Origin of the sequence: Microbacterium alkaliflavum (genome assembly GCF_044325405.1) — a bacterium.
Taxonomy (GTDB): domain Bacteria; phylum Actinomycetota; class Actinomycetes; order Actinomycetales; family Microbacteriaceae; genus Microbacterium; species Microbacterium alkaliflavum.
The window spans coordinates 70,040-84,548 of record NZ_JBIQWL010000004.1 but is presented as its reverse complement, the minus strand read 5'-3'; the positions used below and the strand labels follow the sequence as shown (position 1 = coordinate 84,548).

Here is a 14,509-nt window from a genome sequence, read left to right as displayed (position 1 = left end):
CTCAGCCCTCCACGGGGGCGAGCGCCACAGCGAGCGTCTCGAGCATGATCGCAACGGCGACCGCGCCGGGATCGGGGACTCCGACGGCGCGGCCGCCGACCTGGACACGGCGGCCGCCGCGGCGCGCGCGGGCGCGGAGGCGACAGCCGGGCTGCGTCCCTCTCTCGGCCGCAGCAGCTGCCTCGGCGACCGCGCCGGGATCGGGGACTCCGACGGCGCAGTCGCCGAGGTAGCTGCTGCGGCCGAGAGAGGGGCGCAGCCCGGCTGTCGCCTCCGCGCCCGCGCGCGCCGCGGCGGCCGCCGCGTCCAGGTGGCCGACCGTGCAGAGCGCGTCGGCGGCGGGCTGCAGCGCGTCGATCATGGTGCTGTCGCCGGGTGCGGCGCCGCCCACCTGCCGGATGCGCGCGACGCCCGCGGCGACCGCGTCGGCCCACTGCGACGTCGACGGCTCGGCACCGGCCGCGTCGGCGGAGAGCCGCTCGGCGATGCTCAGGAGCAGGATGCTGTACAGCGGCCCCGACGTGCCGCCGACCTCGCGCCGCACGATGTCGGACACCGCCGCGAGGTACTCGGCGGCGCCGGCGTGTGCCGCGAGGTCCGCAGTCAGCAGCGCCTCCGCGCCGCGGGCGAGATTGAGTCCGAGATCGCCGTCGCCTACCCGCCGGTCGAGCCCCGTGAGCTCGGGCTCGGCGGCGACCACGGCGCGGGCGACGGCGCCGACCGCGGCGTGCACGCGCTCGGCGGCACCGTCGGACGATGCGGCGCCCAGTCGCGGCGCGAAGGCGTGCGGCGAGGCGACGACGAGCTCGCGCTGCGGGTCGTGCGGCGCCGTCGCGCGCGGGAAGGCCAGCACACGCGCCTCGGCCCCGAGGAGGCCGAGCAGCTCGTGGTCGACCCGCGCGAGCGTGACCGAGGCCCCGGGCATCTCGAGCGACGTGAGGAACGGGCCCGCCCAGGTCATCCGCACGGGGATGCCGCGCTCGGCGAGGGCGGTCAGCACGTCGCCGTGCAGGATGCGCAGCTCGAGGTCGGGCGTCGCTCCGAGCGAGTTGACGAGGGCGACGACCTCCTCGCCCTCGGCGAGCGCGAGGTCGTCGACGACGCGGCCCACGAGCGTCTCGGCGATCTGCCGGCTCGTTGCGAGCGTCCCGCGCTCGCTGCCGGCCTCGCCGTGGATGCCGAGCCCCCACTCGACCTCGTCGCCCTGGAGGTCGAAGTTCGCGGCGGCGGCGCCGGGCACGGAGCATGGGCCGAGCGCGACGCCCATGGTCGCGGCGCCGGCGAGGAACCGGTCCGCGAGCGCGACGATGTCGTCGAGGCTCCGCCCGGCGTCGGCGGCGGCGCCGGCGATCTTGTGCACCAGCACCGTCGCCGTGAGGCCGCGACGCCCGGCGCGCGAGCTGTCCCCGAGCGCCGCGTCGTCGGCGACGACGAGGGTCGCGACGCGGATGCCGTCGGCCCGGGCCATCTCGGCGGCGAGGCCGAAGTTGAGCCGGTCGCCCGTGTAGTTCTTGACGACGAGCAGCACGCCGGCGTCCGTCGCGACGGCGCGGATCGCCGCGTACACGGCGTCGACCGACGGCGACGTGAACACGGGGCCCAGCACGGCGGCATCCAGCATCCCGGATCCGACATAGCCGGCGTGCGCGGGCTCGTGACCCGAGCCGCCGCCCGACACGATCGCGACGCGGTCCGGCGACTTCGCCGACGCCCGCACGATGACGGGCCAGCCGTCCAGCCGCGCGAGGTGCTCGGTGCCGCGCACAAGGCCCAGGATGTACTCCTCGACGACGTCGCGCGGGTCGTTGATGATCTTCTTCGCGGTCATCGCAGCGTCACCTTCACGGGGAGGCTCTCGAATCCCCGGAGCCAGTTGGAGTGGAAGCGCACCGGCTCGGCGGTGAGCTCGATGGTCTGGACCCGGCGGGCGAGGGCCGACAGGAGGCACGTCGCCTCCATCCGCGCCATCATCTGGCCGACGCAGCCGTGGATGCCGGTGCCGAAGGCGAGGTGCCCGCTCGTGTCGCGCGACAGGTCGTAGACCTCCGGGCGGTCCCACCGCTGGGGGTCGCGGTTGGCGGCTGCGAGGTCCATGACGACCTTCTCCCCCGCCTCGAGCCGCACGCCGTCGATCTCGGTCTCGCGGGCCGTCGTGCGGCCGATGAAGGGGCTCGGCGCGTTCCAGCGCAGCGCCTCCTCGAAGGCCGTGCGGGCCAGGCCCGGGTCGTCGCGCAGCAGCGACCACGATGCGGGATCCTGCGCGAGGGCGAGGAGGGCGAACTGGATGCCGAAGATCGTCGTGTCGACGCCCGCCGAGAGGAAGGTGCGCACGAGCATGCCGGCATCCTCTTCGCTGATCTCGCCGTCGTCGACGTACGCGTAGATCGTGTGGCCGAGCCCGCCCTCCTCGAGGGCGTCGCGGCGCATCTGCCACGCGACGTAGGCGCTCGCCTCCTCGGCGGCGGCGAGCGCGCGCTCATACAGCTCGTTGCGCGGGCCCATCGCCTGGAAGTTGAGGTTGGAGTAGGGCAGGAGGTACTTGACGCCCTCCGGCTGCACGCCGACGGCGGCGGGGAGGACGCTCAGGGGATAGGCCTCGGCGAGCGCCGTGGCGGCGTCGAACTCGGCGGACGAGACGACCTCGTCGACGAGCTCGTCGGCCCGCGCCTGGAACGTCTCGGTGAGCCGGCGCACGACGCGCTGGCTGAGGATCGACGCCATGATGCGGCGGTACTTCGTGTGGCCGGGCGGGTCGTTCTCCAGGATGACGCTGGGCTTGCGCCAGTTCTCGGCGCGCTTGACGTTCCACATGCCCGTGCCGGACGACGACTCGAAGGTCTCGTAGTCGCGGAAGACGCGCTCGGCGACGTCGTAGCGGCCCGTGAACCACACGTCGTACTTCTCGAGCCGGACGATCGGTCCCGCGTCGCGGATCGCGGCGTCGATCGCGTGCGGATCGTCGAGTCCCTCCGCCGAGAACGGATCGATGTCGAGGGACGGCGCACCGTCCCGGATCGTCGCCTGCACCATGGCCCTGATCTCCCGCCTCTTCGCTGAGCACATTTAGATTACTTTTAAACCAGTTCAAGTGCAAACAGATTCTGGATGCCGCGTAGACTGCGAGCATGTCGACTCCCGCCGCGCCCGACGACGTCGTCGCGCGTGCCGTCCAGGCGGGGCTGCAGACCGAGCGGCTGCCCCGCACGATCGATCGCGACACCTACACGCCGGCCCTCATCGGACTGCTCAACAACCTTCTCGTCTGGGGCGGCTCTCGGGTCTTCCACCAGCTCCACGACGTCGGCACGAACGAGTGGCGCGTCATCAGCGCGCTCGGCAACTTCCCGGGATCGACGGCGAGCGACCTGTGCGACGTGCTCGGCATGAACAAGTCGATCGCTTCGAAGAGCGTCAACACCCTCCTCGCCCGGCAGCTCATCGCCCAGCTCGACGGACGTCGCGGATCGCGCCATCTCTACCTCACCGACGAGGGCGCCCGCATGCACGACGACCTGCTCCCCCTCGCGCTCGAACGCGAGCGCATCCTGCACACCGACCTCACGGCCGCGGAGATCGAACAGCTCAATGCCCTGCTCGTGCGCATGCTCGGCTCCGCGCCCGCTCTGCAGGCCTTCGAAGTGCAGGTCGCCGACGGCTCGACCGGCGACCCCGCGGCCTGACATCCCGCGCGGCATCCGTTCATCGGAACCCGCGCGATACCGCGTCGACGCGACGCTCAGGATGTCCTCGGCGACTGCGGATCATTTCCCTATTGCCATTACCTATGTCGATAGGTAATCTGACAGACACCGCGGTGCGAAGTCGCCCGCGAAGAGGAAAGGACCTCGATACCCGTGGCACGTACGACTCCCGCACCGAACCGCCAGGCGGCTCGCGAACTCGTTCGCGACTTCTCCCTCGAGATGACGGGCAAAGACGTCCCCGGTCTGGAAGAGGCCGGCCACGCGATCCCCCTCGGGACGAAGATCAACGTCACCTTCCTCGGCAACGAAGACCTCGACATGCGCGTCGCCGCCGCGAAGGCAGTGAAGGACGCCGGCTTCGTGCCGGTGCCGCACATCTCGGCCCGGCGCCTCCAGTCGCAGGCCCAGCTCGAGGAGTTCCTCGGACGCCTCCAGGAGGTCGGCGCGACCGAGCACGTGTTCTCGGTCGGCGGCGACCCGACCACGCCCGAGGGCCCCTACGACTCGTCGCTCGCGGTCATCCAGACGGGCCTGCTGCAGAAGTACGGCGTCCGCGAGGTCTCCATCGCCGGGTACCCCGAGGGCCACCCCGACATCAAGGAAGACGTGCTCTGGCGGCACCTGGAGGACAAGTCCGCCTCGCTCAAGGAGCAGGGGCTGGATGCCGTCATCCTCACGCAGTTCGCGTTCGACACCGACCCCGTCCTGGCCTGGATCAAGAACGTCCGCGACCGCGGCATCGACAGCCAGATCCGCATCGGCACCCCCGGCCCCGCCGGCATCAAGCGGCTCCTCGGCTTCGCCCGCCGCTTCGGCATCGGCGCGAACGCCATGATCGTGAAGAAGTACGGCTTCTCGCTCACGAACCTCATGGGAACCGCCGGACCCGACCGGTTCGTCACCGACCTGTCGACCCTGCTCGCAGACCCTTCGACAGGCTCAGGGACCATTGCTGGAGGTGTCAAACTGCACTTCTACACGTTCGGCGGGCTGCTGGCGACCTCGGAATGGGCGCGCGAATTCAGCGCCGCCCAGTCCTAGGGAGCACCGACCCATGACCCTGCACACCGAGTCCCTCCGCGACCACGCGTGCCTGACCGTGCACGGCCCCGACCAGGCAGGCCTCGTCGCCGCCGTCACGGCGCTCATCACGCGCAACAAGGGCAACATCGTCTCGCTCGACCAGTACTCGTCCGACCCCGAGGGCGGCGACTTCTTCCAGCGCGTCGTGTTCCACCGTCCCGACCTGCAGGCGGCGCTGCCCGACATCCAGGACGATGTCGCCAAGACGCTCAAGCCGTACGGCATGGAGCATCGGCTGACGGATCAGTCGATCCCCAAGCGCATGGCGATCCTCGCTTCGACGAGCGACCACTGCCTGCTCGAGCTGCTGTGGCGGCACCGCCGGGGCGAGCTGCCCGTCACGATCCCGATGGTCATCTCCAACCACACCAACACGGCCGAGGACGTCCGCTCGTTCGGCATCCCCTTCTTCCACGTGCCCTCGCAGGGGCCCGACAAGTCGGCCGCCGAGGCGCGCATCGTCGAGCTGCTCGCCGGCAACGTCGACTTCGTCGTGCTGGCCCGCTACATGCAGATCCTCTCCGACTCGTTCCTGGAGAAGGTCGGCGTGCCCGTCATCAACATCCACCACTCGTTCCTGCCCGCCTTCATCGGCGCCGCCCCCTACCGCAAGGCGTGGGAGCGGGGCGTCAAGCTCATCGGCGCGACCAGCCACTACGTCACGAAGGACCTCGACGAGGGCCCGATCATCGAGCAGGACGTCGCCCGCGTCACGCACGCGCACACCGCCGCCGACCTGCAGGCCCGCGGCGCCTACGTCGAGCGCGCCGTGCTCTCCCGCGCCGTGCAGTGGCACGCCGAAGACCGCGTCATCCGACACGGCAACCACACCATCGTCTTCGCCTAGAAGACGCACAGACCGGATGCCTCGCCCGAGGCATCCTCGTAAGAACAGAGAGGTTCATCCCGTGGCCAGCAATCTGCAAGAGCTGCTCGACGAGAAGGGAAGCGCGGTCGAGCTGCTGCGCAACTCCCAGATCGGCTCCTACATCTATCCCGTCGTGCCGGCGGACTTCCAGAACTGGATCAAGGAGCAGAAGGCCTGGCGCGACACCGCCGTCCTGTACGACCAGTCGCACCACATGGACAACGTGTTCCTCCGCGGGTCCGACGCGATCAAGCTGATCTCCGACACGGCGATCAACTCGGTCTCGACCTTCCCCGTCAACCGCGCCAAGCAGTACGTGCCGACGACCGCGTCGGGCCACGTCATCGGCGACGGCATCCTGTTCCACGAGGCCGAGGACGAGTACGTCTACGTCGGACGCGCCCCCGCCTCCAACTGGCTGCTGTACCACGGCGAGAAGGGCGGTTACCAGAACCTCGACATCGAGGTCGACCGCCGCTCCCCCTCGCGCCCCTACGGCGACGCCGTCGGCCGCCGCTACTACCGCTTCCAGATCCAGGGCCCCGCCGCGTGGAACGTCATCGAGAAGCTCAACGGCGGCCCGCTCGAGCAGCTGCGCTTCTTCAGCATGGCCGAGATGCAGATCGGCGGCGCGAACGTCCGCACGCTCCGTCACGGCATGGCCGGTGCGCCGGGCCTCGAGATCTGGGGCCCCTACGCCGACCACCACCGCGTCCGCGACATCATCGTCGAGGCCGGCGCCGAGTTCGGGCTCGTCCCGGTCGGATCGCGCGCCTACCCGTCGAACACGCTCGAGTCGGGCTGGATCCCCTCGCCGCTCCCCGCCATCTACACGGGCGCCGAGGAGCGCGGCTACCGCGAGTGGCTGCCCGCCGACAGCTACGAGGCGACCGGCACGCTCGCCGGCTCCTTCGTGTCGGACGACATCGAGGACTACTACCTCACGCCGTGGGAGCTCGGCTACGGCTCGTTCGTGAAGTTCGACCACGACTTCATCGGCCGCGACGCCCTCGAGGCCGTCGACCCCGCGTCGCAGCGCAAGAAGGTCACGCTCGCGTGGAACGCCGAGGACGTCACGAAGATCTTCGCGTCGCTCTTCGACACCGAGAACGAGAGCTACAAGTTCTTCGACCTCCCGCTCGCGAACTACGGCTCGGCGAACTACGACGCCGTTCAGGATGCCGACGGCAACGTCGTGGGCTACTCGATGTTCACGGGCTACAGCGCCAACGAGAAGCGCGCCCTGTCGCTCGCGACCGTCGACCCCGAGGTGCCCGAGGGCGCCGAGATCACGGTCGTCTGGGGCGAGCCCAACGGCGGCAGCAAGAAGGCCTCCGTCGAGCCGCACCGCCAGCTCGAGGTGCGCGCCGTCGTCTCCCCCGTGCCCTACTCGACGGTCGCCCGCTCGACGTACCACGGCGGCTGGCGCACGCAGTACCAGCCCGCCTGACCTCATTCAGCACCGAAGTCGGTGAGCCTCCATCTGACCGCCGAGAACGTGGGTGACACCCGCGTTCTCGGCGGCCCAGTGGAGGCTCACTGCGTTGGGGGGTCGGTACGCTCGTGGGACGAAGGGGGCACATGAGTCTCAGATACGCACTGCTGGCGATCCTGCGGGTCGGGCCGCTGTCGGGCTACGACCTGCAGAAGCAGTTCCACCAGTCGGTGGGGCACGTCTGGCATGCCCCCGACTCGCAGATCTACCCCGAACTGCGCAAGATGGAGAGCGACGGCCTGATCGAGGCGGAGGAGCAGACCCGCGGCGTGCGCGGCACGCGCCGCCTGTATCACGTGACGGATGCCGGCGAACAGGCTTTCCTCGACTGGATGGCCGCTCCCCTCGACTACCAGCGCGTGCGCGACCCCGCGCACCTGCGCGCCGCCTACCTCGAGGCGGCGACGCCCGACAGCGCGCGACGGTTCCTCGAAGCCCACATCGTCGAGTGGGAGGGTGAGCTCGCCCAGTGGGAGGGTGAGCTCGCGCACATCGAGGCGCTGTCCAACCCCATGCTGACGCGCCGCCTCTCGGTGACTCCCGAGGCCGAGCGCGAGCGCACGATCGCCTACAAGCGCTTCGCCTACGAGGGGCTCGTCGAGCGCGCGCGCGGCGAGATCGAGTGGGCGCGTCGCGGCCTGTCCCTGGTCGATCGCCTGTACCCGTGAGCCCCCGCGTGCCCGGGCGGTACTGGGTGGAGGGGAACAAGGCGACGATCGTCCTCCTCGTGTGCTTCTCGGTCCTGCTCATCAGCGTGCCCGTTGCCGCGTTCGTCCTGCCCTTCGCCGGCGCCCAGTCCGTCGCCGACGCCCGCACCGAGGCCTCGGATCACCTCGATGCGATCGTCGCGACGCTTCCGGCGCAGCTCGTGCGCTCGGACGAGCAGGAGTCGGCGACCGAGGAGGCCTGCCCGGGCAACCCCGAGGACGAGGTCGTCCAGATCCAGCGCGTCGTCGTCGTCGATCCGGCGTTCGACAAGGCCGGATGGCTCCACGAGCTCGACCGGCGGTTCGAGGATTGGCGGTTGAGCCGGCGAACACTCGACTCCGACGGTGCCCTCCGCGTGTCGCTCGTCGCGCCGGACTCCTCCTTCGTCAGCGTGCAATCGGCCGAGACGGAGGGCGGCACCGAGTTCACGCTGATCTCGCGCTCGCCGTGCCTGCACGCTCCTGAGTAGCCCTGGATCGGCCTCGCCGGCCGGGCGTACTCTGGGGCATGACCTCGCCTCGCCGCAAGAGGGTCAAGAGGGGGACGATCGCCTTCGTCGTCGCATGCCTCGTGTTGCTGCTCGCCGTCCCGATCGTGTGGCTCCTCCTCCCGGATCAGCGGCCGAGCACATCCGACGACGCGTTGCACGTGCTCACCTCTCACATGGACGACGTCGTCGCGACGCTGCCGGCTGAGCTCATCTCCTCCGACGAGCAGTCCTCGCACGAAGGTCTGTGCCCCGCCGACACCGGAGTGTCACTCGTGGAGCTCCGGCGCGTGCTCGTCCTCGATGACGCGTTCGACCAGCTCGCCTGGCCGACGACGCTCCGGGAGAGCTTCCCCGCCGCCGACGGATGGCGGGTCCGCACGCAGAATCTCGCCACCGGCACCATGCAGCAGATCACGCTCGCCGGATTGGACCTCTCCCTCGTCAACGTCGTCGCCGAGGAGGAAGATGAGGGCGTCAGGCTCACGATGACGTCGTCGTCACCCTGCACAGCCGGGTGAGGTCCGCGTCAGAACACGTACTCCATCAGGTCGACGCCCAGCGTGCGGAACGCATCGTGCACGCGCAGCCGGTGCATGATCGAGAGGTCGTCGAAGCACACGATGAGCGCGTACGACACGCCGGCCCGCGGTCCGGCTATGACGCCCGCTTCGACGCGGATGCCGGCATCCCGACCCGTCTTGTTGATGAAGAGCAGCCCGTGCTCGTCGTTCTCGTGCGAGAAGGGGTCGAGGCCCGTCGCGGATGCCACGAGCGAGAGGTCGTGGTTGAGGCTCAGCCACTCCGCGACCTGAGCGCTGACCCCCGGCGAGACCGCCTGCGCGTTGACGAGCGCCGCGAACACCTCGGCGAGCTCGCGAGCCGACCCCAGCGCGACGTGCGGCGCGTCGTCGGGTCCGCGCTCGTCGCGGAAGCGGTCGAGCAGCGCCGCCTGCGAGAGGCCGAGGCGCTCGATGCGCGCGCGCACGGCCTCGAGCCCGACGCGGGCGATCAGGAGGTTCGCCGCCGTCGCGTCGCCCGTCGCCGCGGTGAGCACCGCGAGGTCGGACAGCGGAAGGGCCGGCGCCTTGAGGTGCTGCCAGACGCCGCCCACTGTGACGGGATCGGTCGAGGACCGCTCGACGATCTCGAGCGGGTCGAGCGTGCCCGCCTCGAAGCCTGCGGCCACCTCGATGAGCAGCGGCACGACGCCGAGACCGGCGACGGGGAGCGTGACGAAGTCGTCGCCCACGAGCACCGCCGTGCCGCGGTCGAGGTCGTTGACGCGCACCGAGATGCGCGCGCCGAAGCCGGCGAGCTGGTCGAGCGACTTGAGCGTGGATACGAAGGATCGCCGCCCGACGGCAGCCCGGCGGGGCAGTCGGCGGTTGCTGCGACGCAACTCCCGGAACGAGTCGGTGGCTCGCTCGGGTTCAGGCGAGGTGCCCACGAGGGCACTTCCTTTCGGGATGTTCGGGGGTGGGGTGCTGAAACGGGTACTGCGTCATCATGCGCCGCCCGACCGGGTACCCGGGCGGCGCCGTGCATGTGTCACCAGATCGTGACGCGCTGTTCCTCCGGAAGCCAGAGGCCGTCCGCATCGGTGACGCCGAAGGCATCGTAGAACGCGCCGATGTTGCGGACGATCTGATTGCAGCGGAACTCGTTGGGCGAGTGCGGGTCGATCGTCAGCAGGCGGATGGTCTCGGCATCCCGGCCCTTCTGCTGCCAGATCTGCGCCCAGCTCAGGAAGAGGCGCTGGATGCCGGTGAACCCGTCGATCTCGGGCGCGCCTGCCGCGTCCCCATCGCCGTCGCCGTCTCCCTCGCGGCTGCCGTCGCCGCTGCCGTCGCCGCTGCCGTCGCCGAGCGAGAGCTCGTACGCCTTGAGCGCGATGCCGAGGCCCCCGAGGTCGCCGATGTTCTCGCCGATCGTGAGCGCCCCGTTCACCTTGTACTCGTCGGACAGGCCCAGCGGGGTGAGCGCGCTGTACTGATCGATGAGGCTCTTCGTGCGCTCCTCGAAGGCGGACCGGTCCTCATCGGTCCACCAGTCGCGCAGCGACCCGTCGCCGTCGAAGCGGCTGCCCTGGTCGTCGAAGCCGTGGCCGATCTCGTGCCCGATGACGGCGCCGATGCCGCCGTAGTTGGCCGCGGCGTCGCGATCCGCCTCGAAGAACGGGTGCTGCAGGATCGCCGCCGGGAACACGATCTCGTTCATGAGCGGGTTGTAGTACGCGTTGACGGTCTGCGGCGTCATGTACCACTCGTCGCGGTCGATGGGCTTGCCCACCTTGTCGAGCTGGCGCTCGTGCTCGAGCACATGCGAGCGGCCCACGTTGCCGACGAGGTCGGCGGGGTCGATCTCGAGGCCCGAGTAGTCCTTCCACTTGACCGGGTAGCCGATCTTGGGCGTGAAGGCGTCGAGCTTGGCGAGCGCGCGCTCGCGGGTCTCGGGGCTCATCCACTCCAGGTCGGCGATCGAGCGGCGGTACGCCTCGATGAGGTTCGCGACGAGCTCGTCCATCGCCTCTTTGGCCGCCGGCGGGAAATGGCGCTCGACGTAGACCTTGCCGATGGCCTCGCCCATCGCGGCCTCCGCGAGGCCGACGCCCCGCTTCCAGCGCTCGCGGATCACCGGAACGCCGGTGAGCTGCGTGCCGTAGAACGCGAAGTTCTCGTCGACGAACGCGTCGGTGAGGAACGGCGCCGCGGCGTGCACGACCGAGAACCGCAGCCACGCCTTCCAGTCGTCGAGGCGGTCCTCCACGAGCAGCGCCCCGAGCCCCTCGAGGAAGCTCGGCTGGTAGACCACGACCTCGGCGAAGGCATCGGGATGCCCCGGCGCGACGCCGTCGAGCCACGGCTGCAGGTCGACGCCCACGAGCTCCTGGACCTCGGCCCACGTCTTGAGGTTGTAGGTCGCAACGGCGTCGCGACTGCGCACGTTGTCCCAGTGGTGCGTCGCGAGCTCGGTCTCGAGCGTCGTGATGCGATCGGCGGACGCCGCGGGCTCCGCGATGCCGCCGAGCTCCAGCATCCGCTCGATGTGCTCGCGGAACGCGATGCGGGTCTCGCCGAAGTTCTCGAGGCGGTAGTACGACTCGTCGGGCAGCGACAGGCCGCCCTGCACGAGGAACGGCAGGTAGCGCGTCGGATTGCCGGGGTCGGGCTCGACGTACAGCGTGATCATGCCGCCCAGCCCGTCACGCTCGAACTCGCCGACGGTGTGCAGCAGGTCGGCGATCGACGAGATCGCGTCGACCTTCGCCAGGCGATCGGCCAGCGGCGCGGCACCGGCCTCGGCGATGCGCTCGGTGTCCATGAAGCTCGAGTAGAGGTCGCCGATCTTCCGGGCCTCACTGCCGGGCTCGGCCTGCTGCGACTCCTCGACGATGGCGCGGACGTCTTTCTCGGCCTGCTCCGCGATGAGGTGGAAGGACCCCCAGCGCGCCTTGTCGTCCGGGATCTCGGTGCGCGCGAGCCACGCGCCGTTGACGTGTCGGAAGAGGTCGTCCTGCGGGCGGATCTCAGGGCTCAGTTCATCGAGCGTGAGACCGGATCGGGGGGTCTCGGTCATTCGACCAGGATATGCCGTCCGCCGACACGGGAACCCGGATGCCCCCCGTCGGAGCGGATCACGATCGTCGGACGATTCGGCGGGAATCCTCCGACGCCGACGCGACTCTCCGACGTACCCGCCGCCGCGCCCCCCGTAGGCTCGGAGGGTGGCCCCCGACACGCTGAACCGCGACATCCTGCGGCTCGCGGTGCCGGCGCTGGGCGCGCTCATCGCCGAACCGCTCTTCCTCATCGTCGATTCGGCCCTCGTCGGGCACCTCGGCGTCGAGCCGCTCGCGGGCCTCGGCATCGCCTCGGCCGTGCTCCAGACGATCGTCGGGCTCATGGTGTTCCTCGCCTACTCGACGACTCCGGCCGTCGCACGCCGCTTCGGCGCGGGCGACCCCACGAAGGCCGTCTCGGTCGGCATCGACGGCATGTGGCTCGCGCTCGGCCTCGGCGCGATCCTCGCCCTCGCCGGATTCGTCGCGACGCCGTTCCTCGTGGGGCTCTTCGGCGCGACCCCCGGCGTCGCCGCCGAGGCCGTGACGTATCTCGGCATCTCGATGTGGGGCCTTCCCGCCATGCTCGTCGTGTTCGCCGCGACGGGACTCCTCCGCGGCCTGCAGGACACCGTGACGCCGCTGTGGATCGCAGGCCTCGGATTCGCCGCGAACGCCCTCCTGAACTGGGCCTTCATCTACGGCCTCGGCTGGGGCATCGCGGGCTCGGCCGCCGGCACCGTCGTGGCGCAGTGGGGCATGGTGGGCGCGTACGTCGTCGTCGTGGGGCGGCTCGCGCGCCGGCACGAGGCATCCGTCCGCCCGCATCGCGAGGGCGTGCGCGGGTCGGCGCGGTCCGGGGGCTGGCTGTTCCTGCGCACGGTGTCGCTTCGTGTCGCGCTGCTCGCGACGGTCGTCGTCGCGACGGCGCTCGGCACGGACGAGCTCGCGGGGTGGCAGGTCGCCTTCACGATCTTCTCGACCGCCGCCTTCGCCCTGGACGCCCTGGCGATCGCGGCGCAGGCGCTCATCGGCAAGGGCCTCGGCGCCGACGACGACCGGCTCGTGCATCGCGTGCTGGGCCGGACGGTCGCGTGGGGCGTGTGGTTCGGTGTCGTGGTCGGCGCCGTCATCGGCCTGCTCTCGGGCGTCATCGGCCTGCTGTTCACGGGGAGCGCCGAGATCGCGGCCCTCGTGCAGCCCGCCCTCATCGTGCTCGCGGTCGCCCAGCCGGTCTGCGGCGTCGTGTTCGTGCTCGACGGCGTGCTGATCGGCGCGGGTGACGGCCGGTACCTCGCGATCGCGGGCGGCATCAACCTCGTCCCGTTCCTCCCGTTCCTCGCCGTGCTCGCGTGGCTGCAGCCTTCGGGCGCGGCCGGCCTCGCATGGCTGGCGGTCGCGTTCTTCGGCGTCTACATGCTCGCGCGGCTGGGCACGCTCGGCTGGCGCGTGCGCGGCGCCGCCTGGATGACCGCCGGCGCCTGATGGGGTCCTCCCCAGGCCGAGCAGGATGGTGGCTTCTCCACCGACGCACTCAATCAGCCCGCTCTGGACCGCTCTGGTGACAACGTGAAGGGCTCGGGCCATGATGAAGGAGTGCTGACCGTGACCGAACCCCAGGTGTGGACGCTGATCGGTGTGTTCACGGCGCTCATGTTCGGAATGCTGACGATCGTCTCGACGCTCTTCGTCCAAGTCGTCCGCAGCGAGATCGGCGGCCTGCGGTCCGAGGTCCGCGGCATCCACACCCGGATCGACGCCCTCGATCGCGATGTGCAGGCGCTCATGCGCCACATCTTCGGAATCGACCGCGACTGACGGCTCCTAGGCCCAGCGGCGGCACCACTCGTACATCACGACGGCGGCGGCGGCACTCGCGTTGATCGAGCGCGTCGAGCCGTACTGCGTGATCTCGATGGTCCCGGATGCCGCGGCGAGCGCCTCGGGCGACAGGCCCGGCCCCTCCTGCCCGAACAGCAGCACGCAGCGCTCGGGCATCTCGGCCTCATCGAGCGCCACGGAGCCCTCGACGTTGTCGATCGCCAGCACAGGCAGCGATGCCGCGGATGCCCACGCGGCGAATGCCGCGACGTCCTCGTGGTGCCGCACATGCTGGTACCGGTCGGTGACCATCGCGCCCCGGCGGTTCCACCGCCGCTTGCCGATGATGTGCACCTCGGCGGCGAGGAACGCGTTGGCCGACCGCACGATCGAGCCGATGTTCATGTCGTGCTGCCAGTTCTCGATCGCGACGTGGAACGCATGCCGCCTCCCGTCGAGATCGGCGACGATCGCATCCATCGACCAGTACCGGTACGCGTCGACGACGTTGCGGGTGTCGCCCTGCGCGAGGAGCTCCGGGTCGTAGCGCGGGTCGTCGGGCCACTCTCCGGGCCAGGGTCCGACCCCGACGGGCAGCTTCGGCTCGGCGTGGGCGTCCTGCTCCTCGGTCACCGCCTCAGGCTAGCCGCCGAGCCCGCCGAGTCGAGGTCGCGGGCCCGGGTCGAGGCCGAGGGTCTCAGTCGCCGCCGCGGGCCCCAGTCGCCGCCGCGGGCCCGAGTCGAGATCCCGGGCCCGAGTCGAGACCCGGGTCCGAGTCGAG

At 70.5% G+C, this 14,509-nt stretch carries 14 protein-coding genes; 9 read left to right on the top strand and 5 right to left on the bottom strand.

Features of this window, described 5'->3' with window-relative positions; all coding sequences use genetic code 11:
* Position 1: 1 nt before the first annotated feature.
* Together ACH3VR_RS12270 and ACH3VR_RS12265 are read right to left on the bottom strand one after the other, a co-directional pair.
* Positions 2 to 1,828, bottom strand: coding sequence for a dihydroxyacetone kinase family protein (locus ACH3VR_RS12270; RefSeq protein WP_397556594.1), 1,827 nt, complete (start codon positions 1,826 to 1,828; stop codon positions 2 to 4).
* Positions 1,825 to 3,030 (bottom strand): cytochrome P450, encoded by a 1,206-nt coding sequence (locus tag ACH3VR_RS12265; protein ID WP_397556593.1) that lies wholly within the window; start codon positions 3,028 to 3,030, stop codon positions 1,825 to 1,827. Before ACH3VR_RS12265 ends, ACH3VR_RS12270 begins: the two co-directional genes overlap by 4 nt.
* Positions 3,031 to 3,125: 95 nt before the next feature.
* Between ACH3VR_RS12265 and ACH3VR_RS12260 the strand changes: the two genes are divergently transcribed.
* The 7 genes from ACH3VR_RS12260 to ACH3VR_RS12230 all read left to right on the top strand — a co-directional run bounded on the left by ACH3VR_RS12260 (position 3,126) and on the right by ACH3VR_RS12230 (position 8,866).
* Entirely contained in the window at positions 3,126 to 3,680 is a 555-nt protein-coding gene (locus ACH3VR_RS12260; RefSeq protein ID WP_397556592.1) for a MarR family winged helix-turn-helix transcriptional regulator, read from the top strand.
* A gap of 243 nt (positions 3,681 to 3,923) precedes the next feature.
* Positions 3,924 to 4,745: a methylenetetrahydrofolate reductase gene (locus ACH3VR_RS12255; protein ID WP_397556977.1), complete on the top strand. Its 822-nt coding sequence runs from the start codon at positions 3,924 to 3,926 to the stop codon at positions 4,743 to 4,745.
* Between the two features lie 13 nt (positions 4,746 to 4,758).
* Positions 4,759 to 5,634 carry a formyltetrahydrofolate deformylase gene (gene purU, locus ACH3VR_RS12250; RefSeq protein WP_397556591.1) on the top strand — a complete coding sequence of 292 codons (876 nt, stop codon included), beginning with the start codon at positions 4,759 to 4,761 and terminating at the stop codon, positions 5,632 to 5,634.
* Between the two features lie 61 nt (positions 5,635 to 5,695).
* Positions 5,696 to 7,105, top strand: a complete 1,410-nt coding sequence (ligM, locus tag ACH3VR_RS12245; RefSeq protein WP_397556590.1) for a vanillate/3-O-methylgallate O-demethylase — start codon at positions 5,696 to 5,698, stop codon at positions 7,103 to 7,105.
* Between the two features lie 131 nt (positions 7,106 to 7,236).
* Complete coding sequence (locus ACH3VR_RS12240) at positions 7,237 to 7,818, top strand: PadR family transcriptional regulator (RefSeq protein ID WP_397556589.1); 582 nt, start codon at positions 7,237 to 7,239, stop codon at positions 7,816 to 7,818.
* Positions 7,815 to 8,327: a hypothetical protein gene (locus ACH3VR_RS12235; RefSeq protein ID WP_397556588.1), complete on the top strand. Its 513-nt coding sequence runs from the start codon at positions 7,815 to 7,817 to the stop codon at positions 8,325 to 8,327. Before ACH3VR_RS12240 ends, ACH3VR_RS12235 begins: the two co-directional genes overlap by 4 nt.
* Before the next feature lie 38 nt (positions 8,328 to 8,365).
* Entirely contained in the window at positions 8,366 to 8,866 is a 501-nt protein-coding gene (locus ACH3VR_RS12230; RefSeq protein WP_397556587.1) for a hypothetical protein, read from the top strand.
* Positions 8,867 to 8,874: 8 nt separating this feature from the next.
* Here the strand turns inward: ACH3VR_RS12230 and ACH3VR_RS12225 are convergent, their stop codons facing one another.
* Complete coding sequence (locus ACH3VR_RS12225; RefSeq protein WP_397556586.1) at positions 8,875 to 9,795, bottom strand: serine hydrolase; 921 nt, start codon at positions 9,793 to 9,795, stop codon at positions 8,875 to 8,877.
* Positions 9,796 to 9,896: 101 nt separating this feature from the next.
* Positions 9,897 to 11,924, bottom strand: coding sequence for a M13 family metallopeptidase (locus tag ACH3VR_RS12220; RefSeq protein WP_397556585.1), 2,028 nt, complete (start codon positions 11,922 to 11,924; stop codon positions 9,897 to 9,899).
* A 148-nt stretch (positions 11,925 to 12,072) separates the two neighbouring features.
* Between ACH3VR_RS12220 and ACH3VR_RS12215 the strand changes: the two genes are divergently transcribed.
* Both ACH3VR_RS12215 and ACH3VR_RS12210 read left to right on the top strand, forming a co-directional pair.
* Positions 12,073 to 13,392: an MATE family efflux transporter gene (locus tag ACH3VR_RS12215; protein ID WP_397556584.1), complete on the top strand. Its 1,320-nt coding sequence runs from the start codon at positions 12,073 to 12,075 to the stop codon at positions 13,390 to 13,392.
* 120 nt (positions 13,393 to 13,512) lie between these two features.
* Positions 13,513 to 13,725 (top strand): hypothetical protein, encoded by a 213-nt coding sequence (locus ACH3VR_RS12210; RefSeq protein WP_397556583.1) that lies wholly within the window; start codon positions 13,513 to 13,515, stop codon positions 13,723 to 13,725.
* A gap of 6 nt (positions 13,726 to 13,731) precedes the next feature.
* On the opposite strand, the gene ACH3VR_RS12205 is transcribed toward ACH3VR_RS12210, so the two are convergent.
* Positions 13,732 to 14,361, bottom strand: coding sequence for a TrmH family RNA methyltransferase (locus ACH3VR_RS12205; RefSeq protein ID WP_397556582.1), 630 nt, complete (start codon positions 14,359 to 14,361; stop codon positions 13,732 to 13,734).
* Between the last annotated feature and the right edge of the window lie 148 nt (positions 14,362 to 14,509).

Excerpts from the sequence above, each read along its gene's own strand:
- ACH3VR_RS12265 (WP_397556593.1), bottom strand. The coding sequence starts at position 3,030 with ATGGTGCAGGCGACGATCCGGGACGGTGCGCCGTCCCTCGACATCGAT.
- ACH3VR_RS12220 (WP_397556585.1), bottom strand. The coding sequence starts at position 11,924 with ATGACCGAGACCCCCCGATCCGGTCTCACGCTCGATGAACTGAGCCCT.
- ACH3VR_RS12270 (WP_397556594.1), bottom strand. The coding sequence starts at position 1,828 with ATGACCGCGAAGAAGATCATCAACGACCCGCGCGACGTCGTCGAGGAG.
- ACH3VR_RS12240 (WP_397556589.1), top strand. The coding sequence starts at position 7,237 with ATGAGTCTCAGATACGCACTGCTGGCGATCCTGCGGGTCGGGCCGCTG.
- ACH3VR_RS12255 (WP_397556977.1), top strand. The coding sequence starts at position 3,924 with ATGACGGGCAAAGACGTCCCCGGTCTGGAAGAGGCCGGCCACGCGATC.
- ACH3VR_RS12260 (WP_397556592.1), top strand. The coding sequence starts at position 3,126 with ATGTCGACTCCCGCCGCGCCCGACGACGTCGTCGCGCGTGCCGTCCAG.
- purU (WP_397556591.1), top strand. The coding sequence starts at position 4,759 with ATGACCCTGCACACCGAGTCCCTCCGCGACCACGCGTGCCTGACCGTG.
- ACH3VR_RS12230 (WP_397556587.1), top strand. The coding sequence starts at position 8,366 with ATGACCTCGCCTCGCCGCAAGAGGGTCAAGAGGGGGACGATCGCCTTC.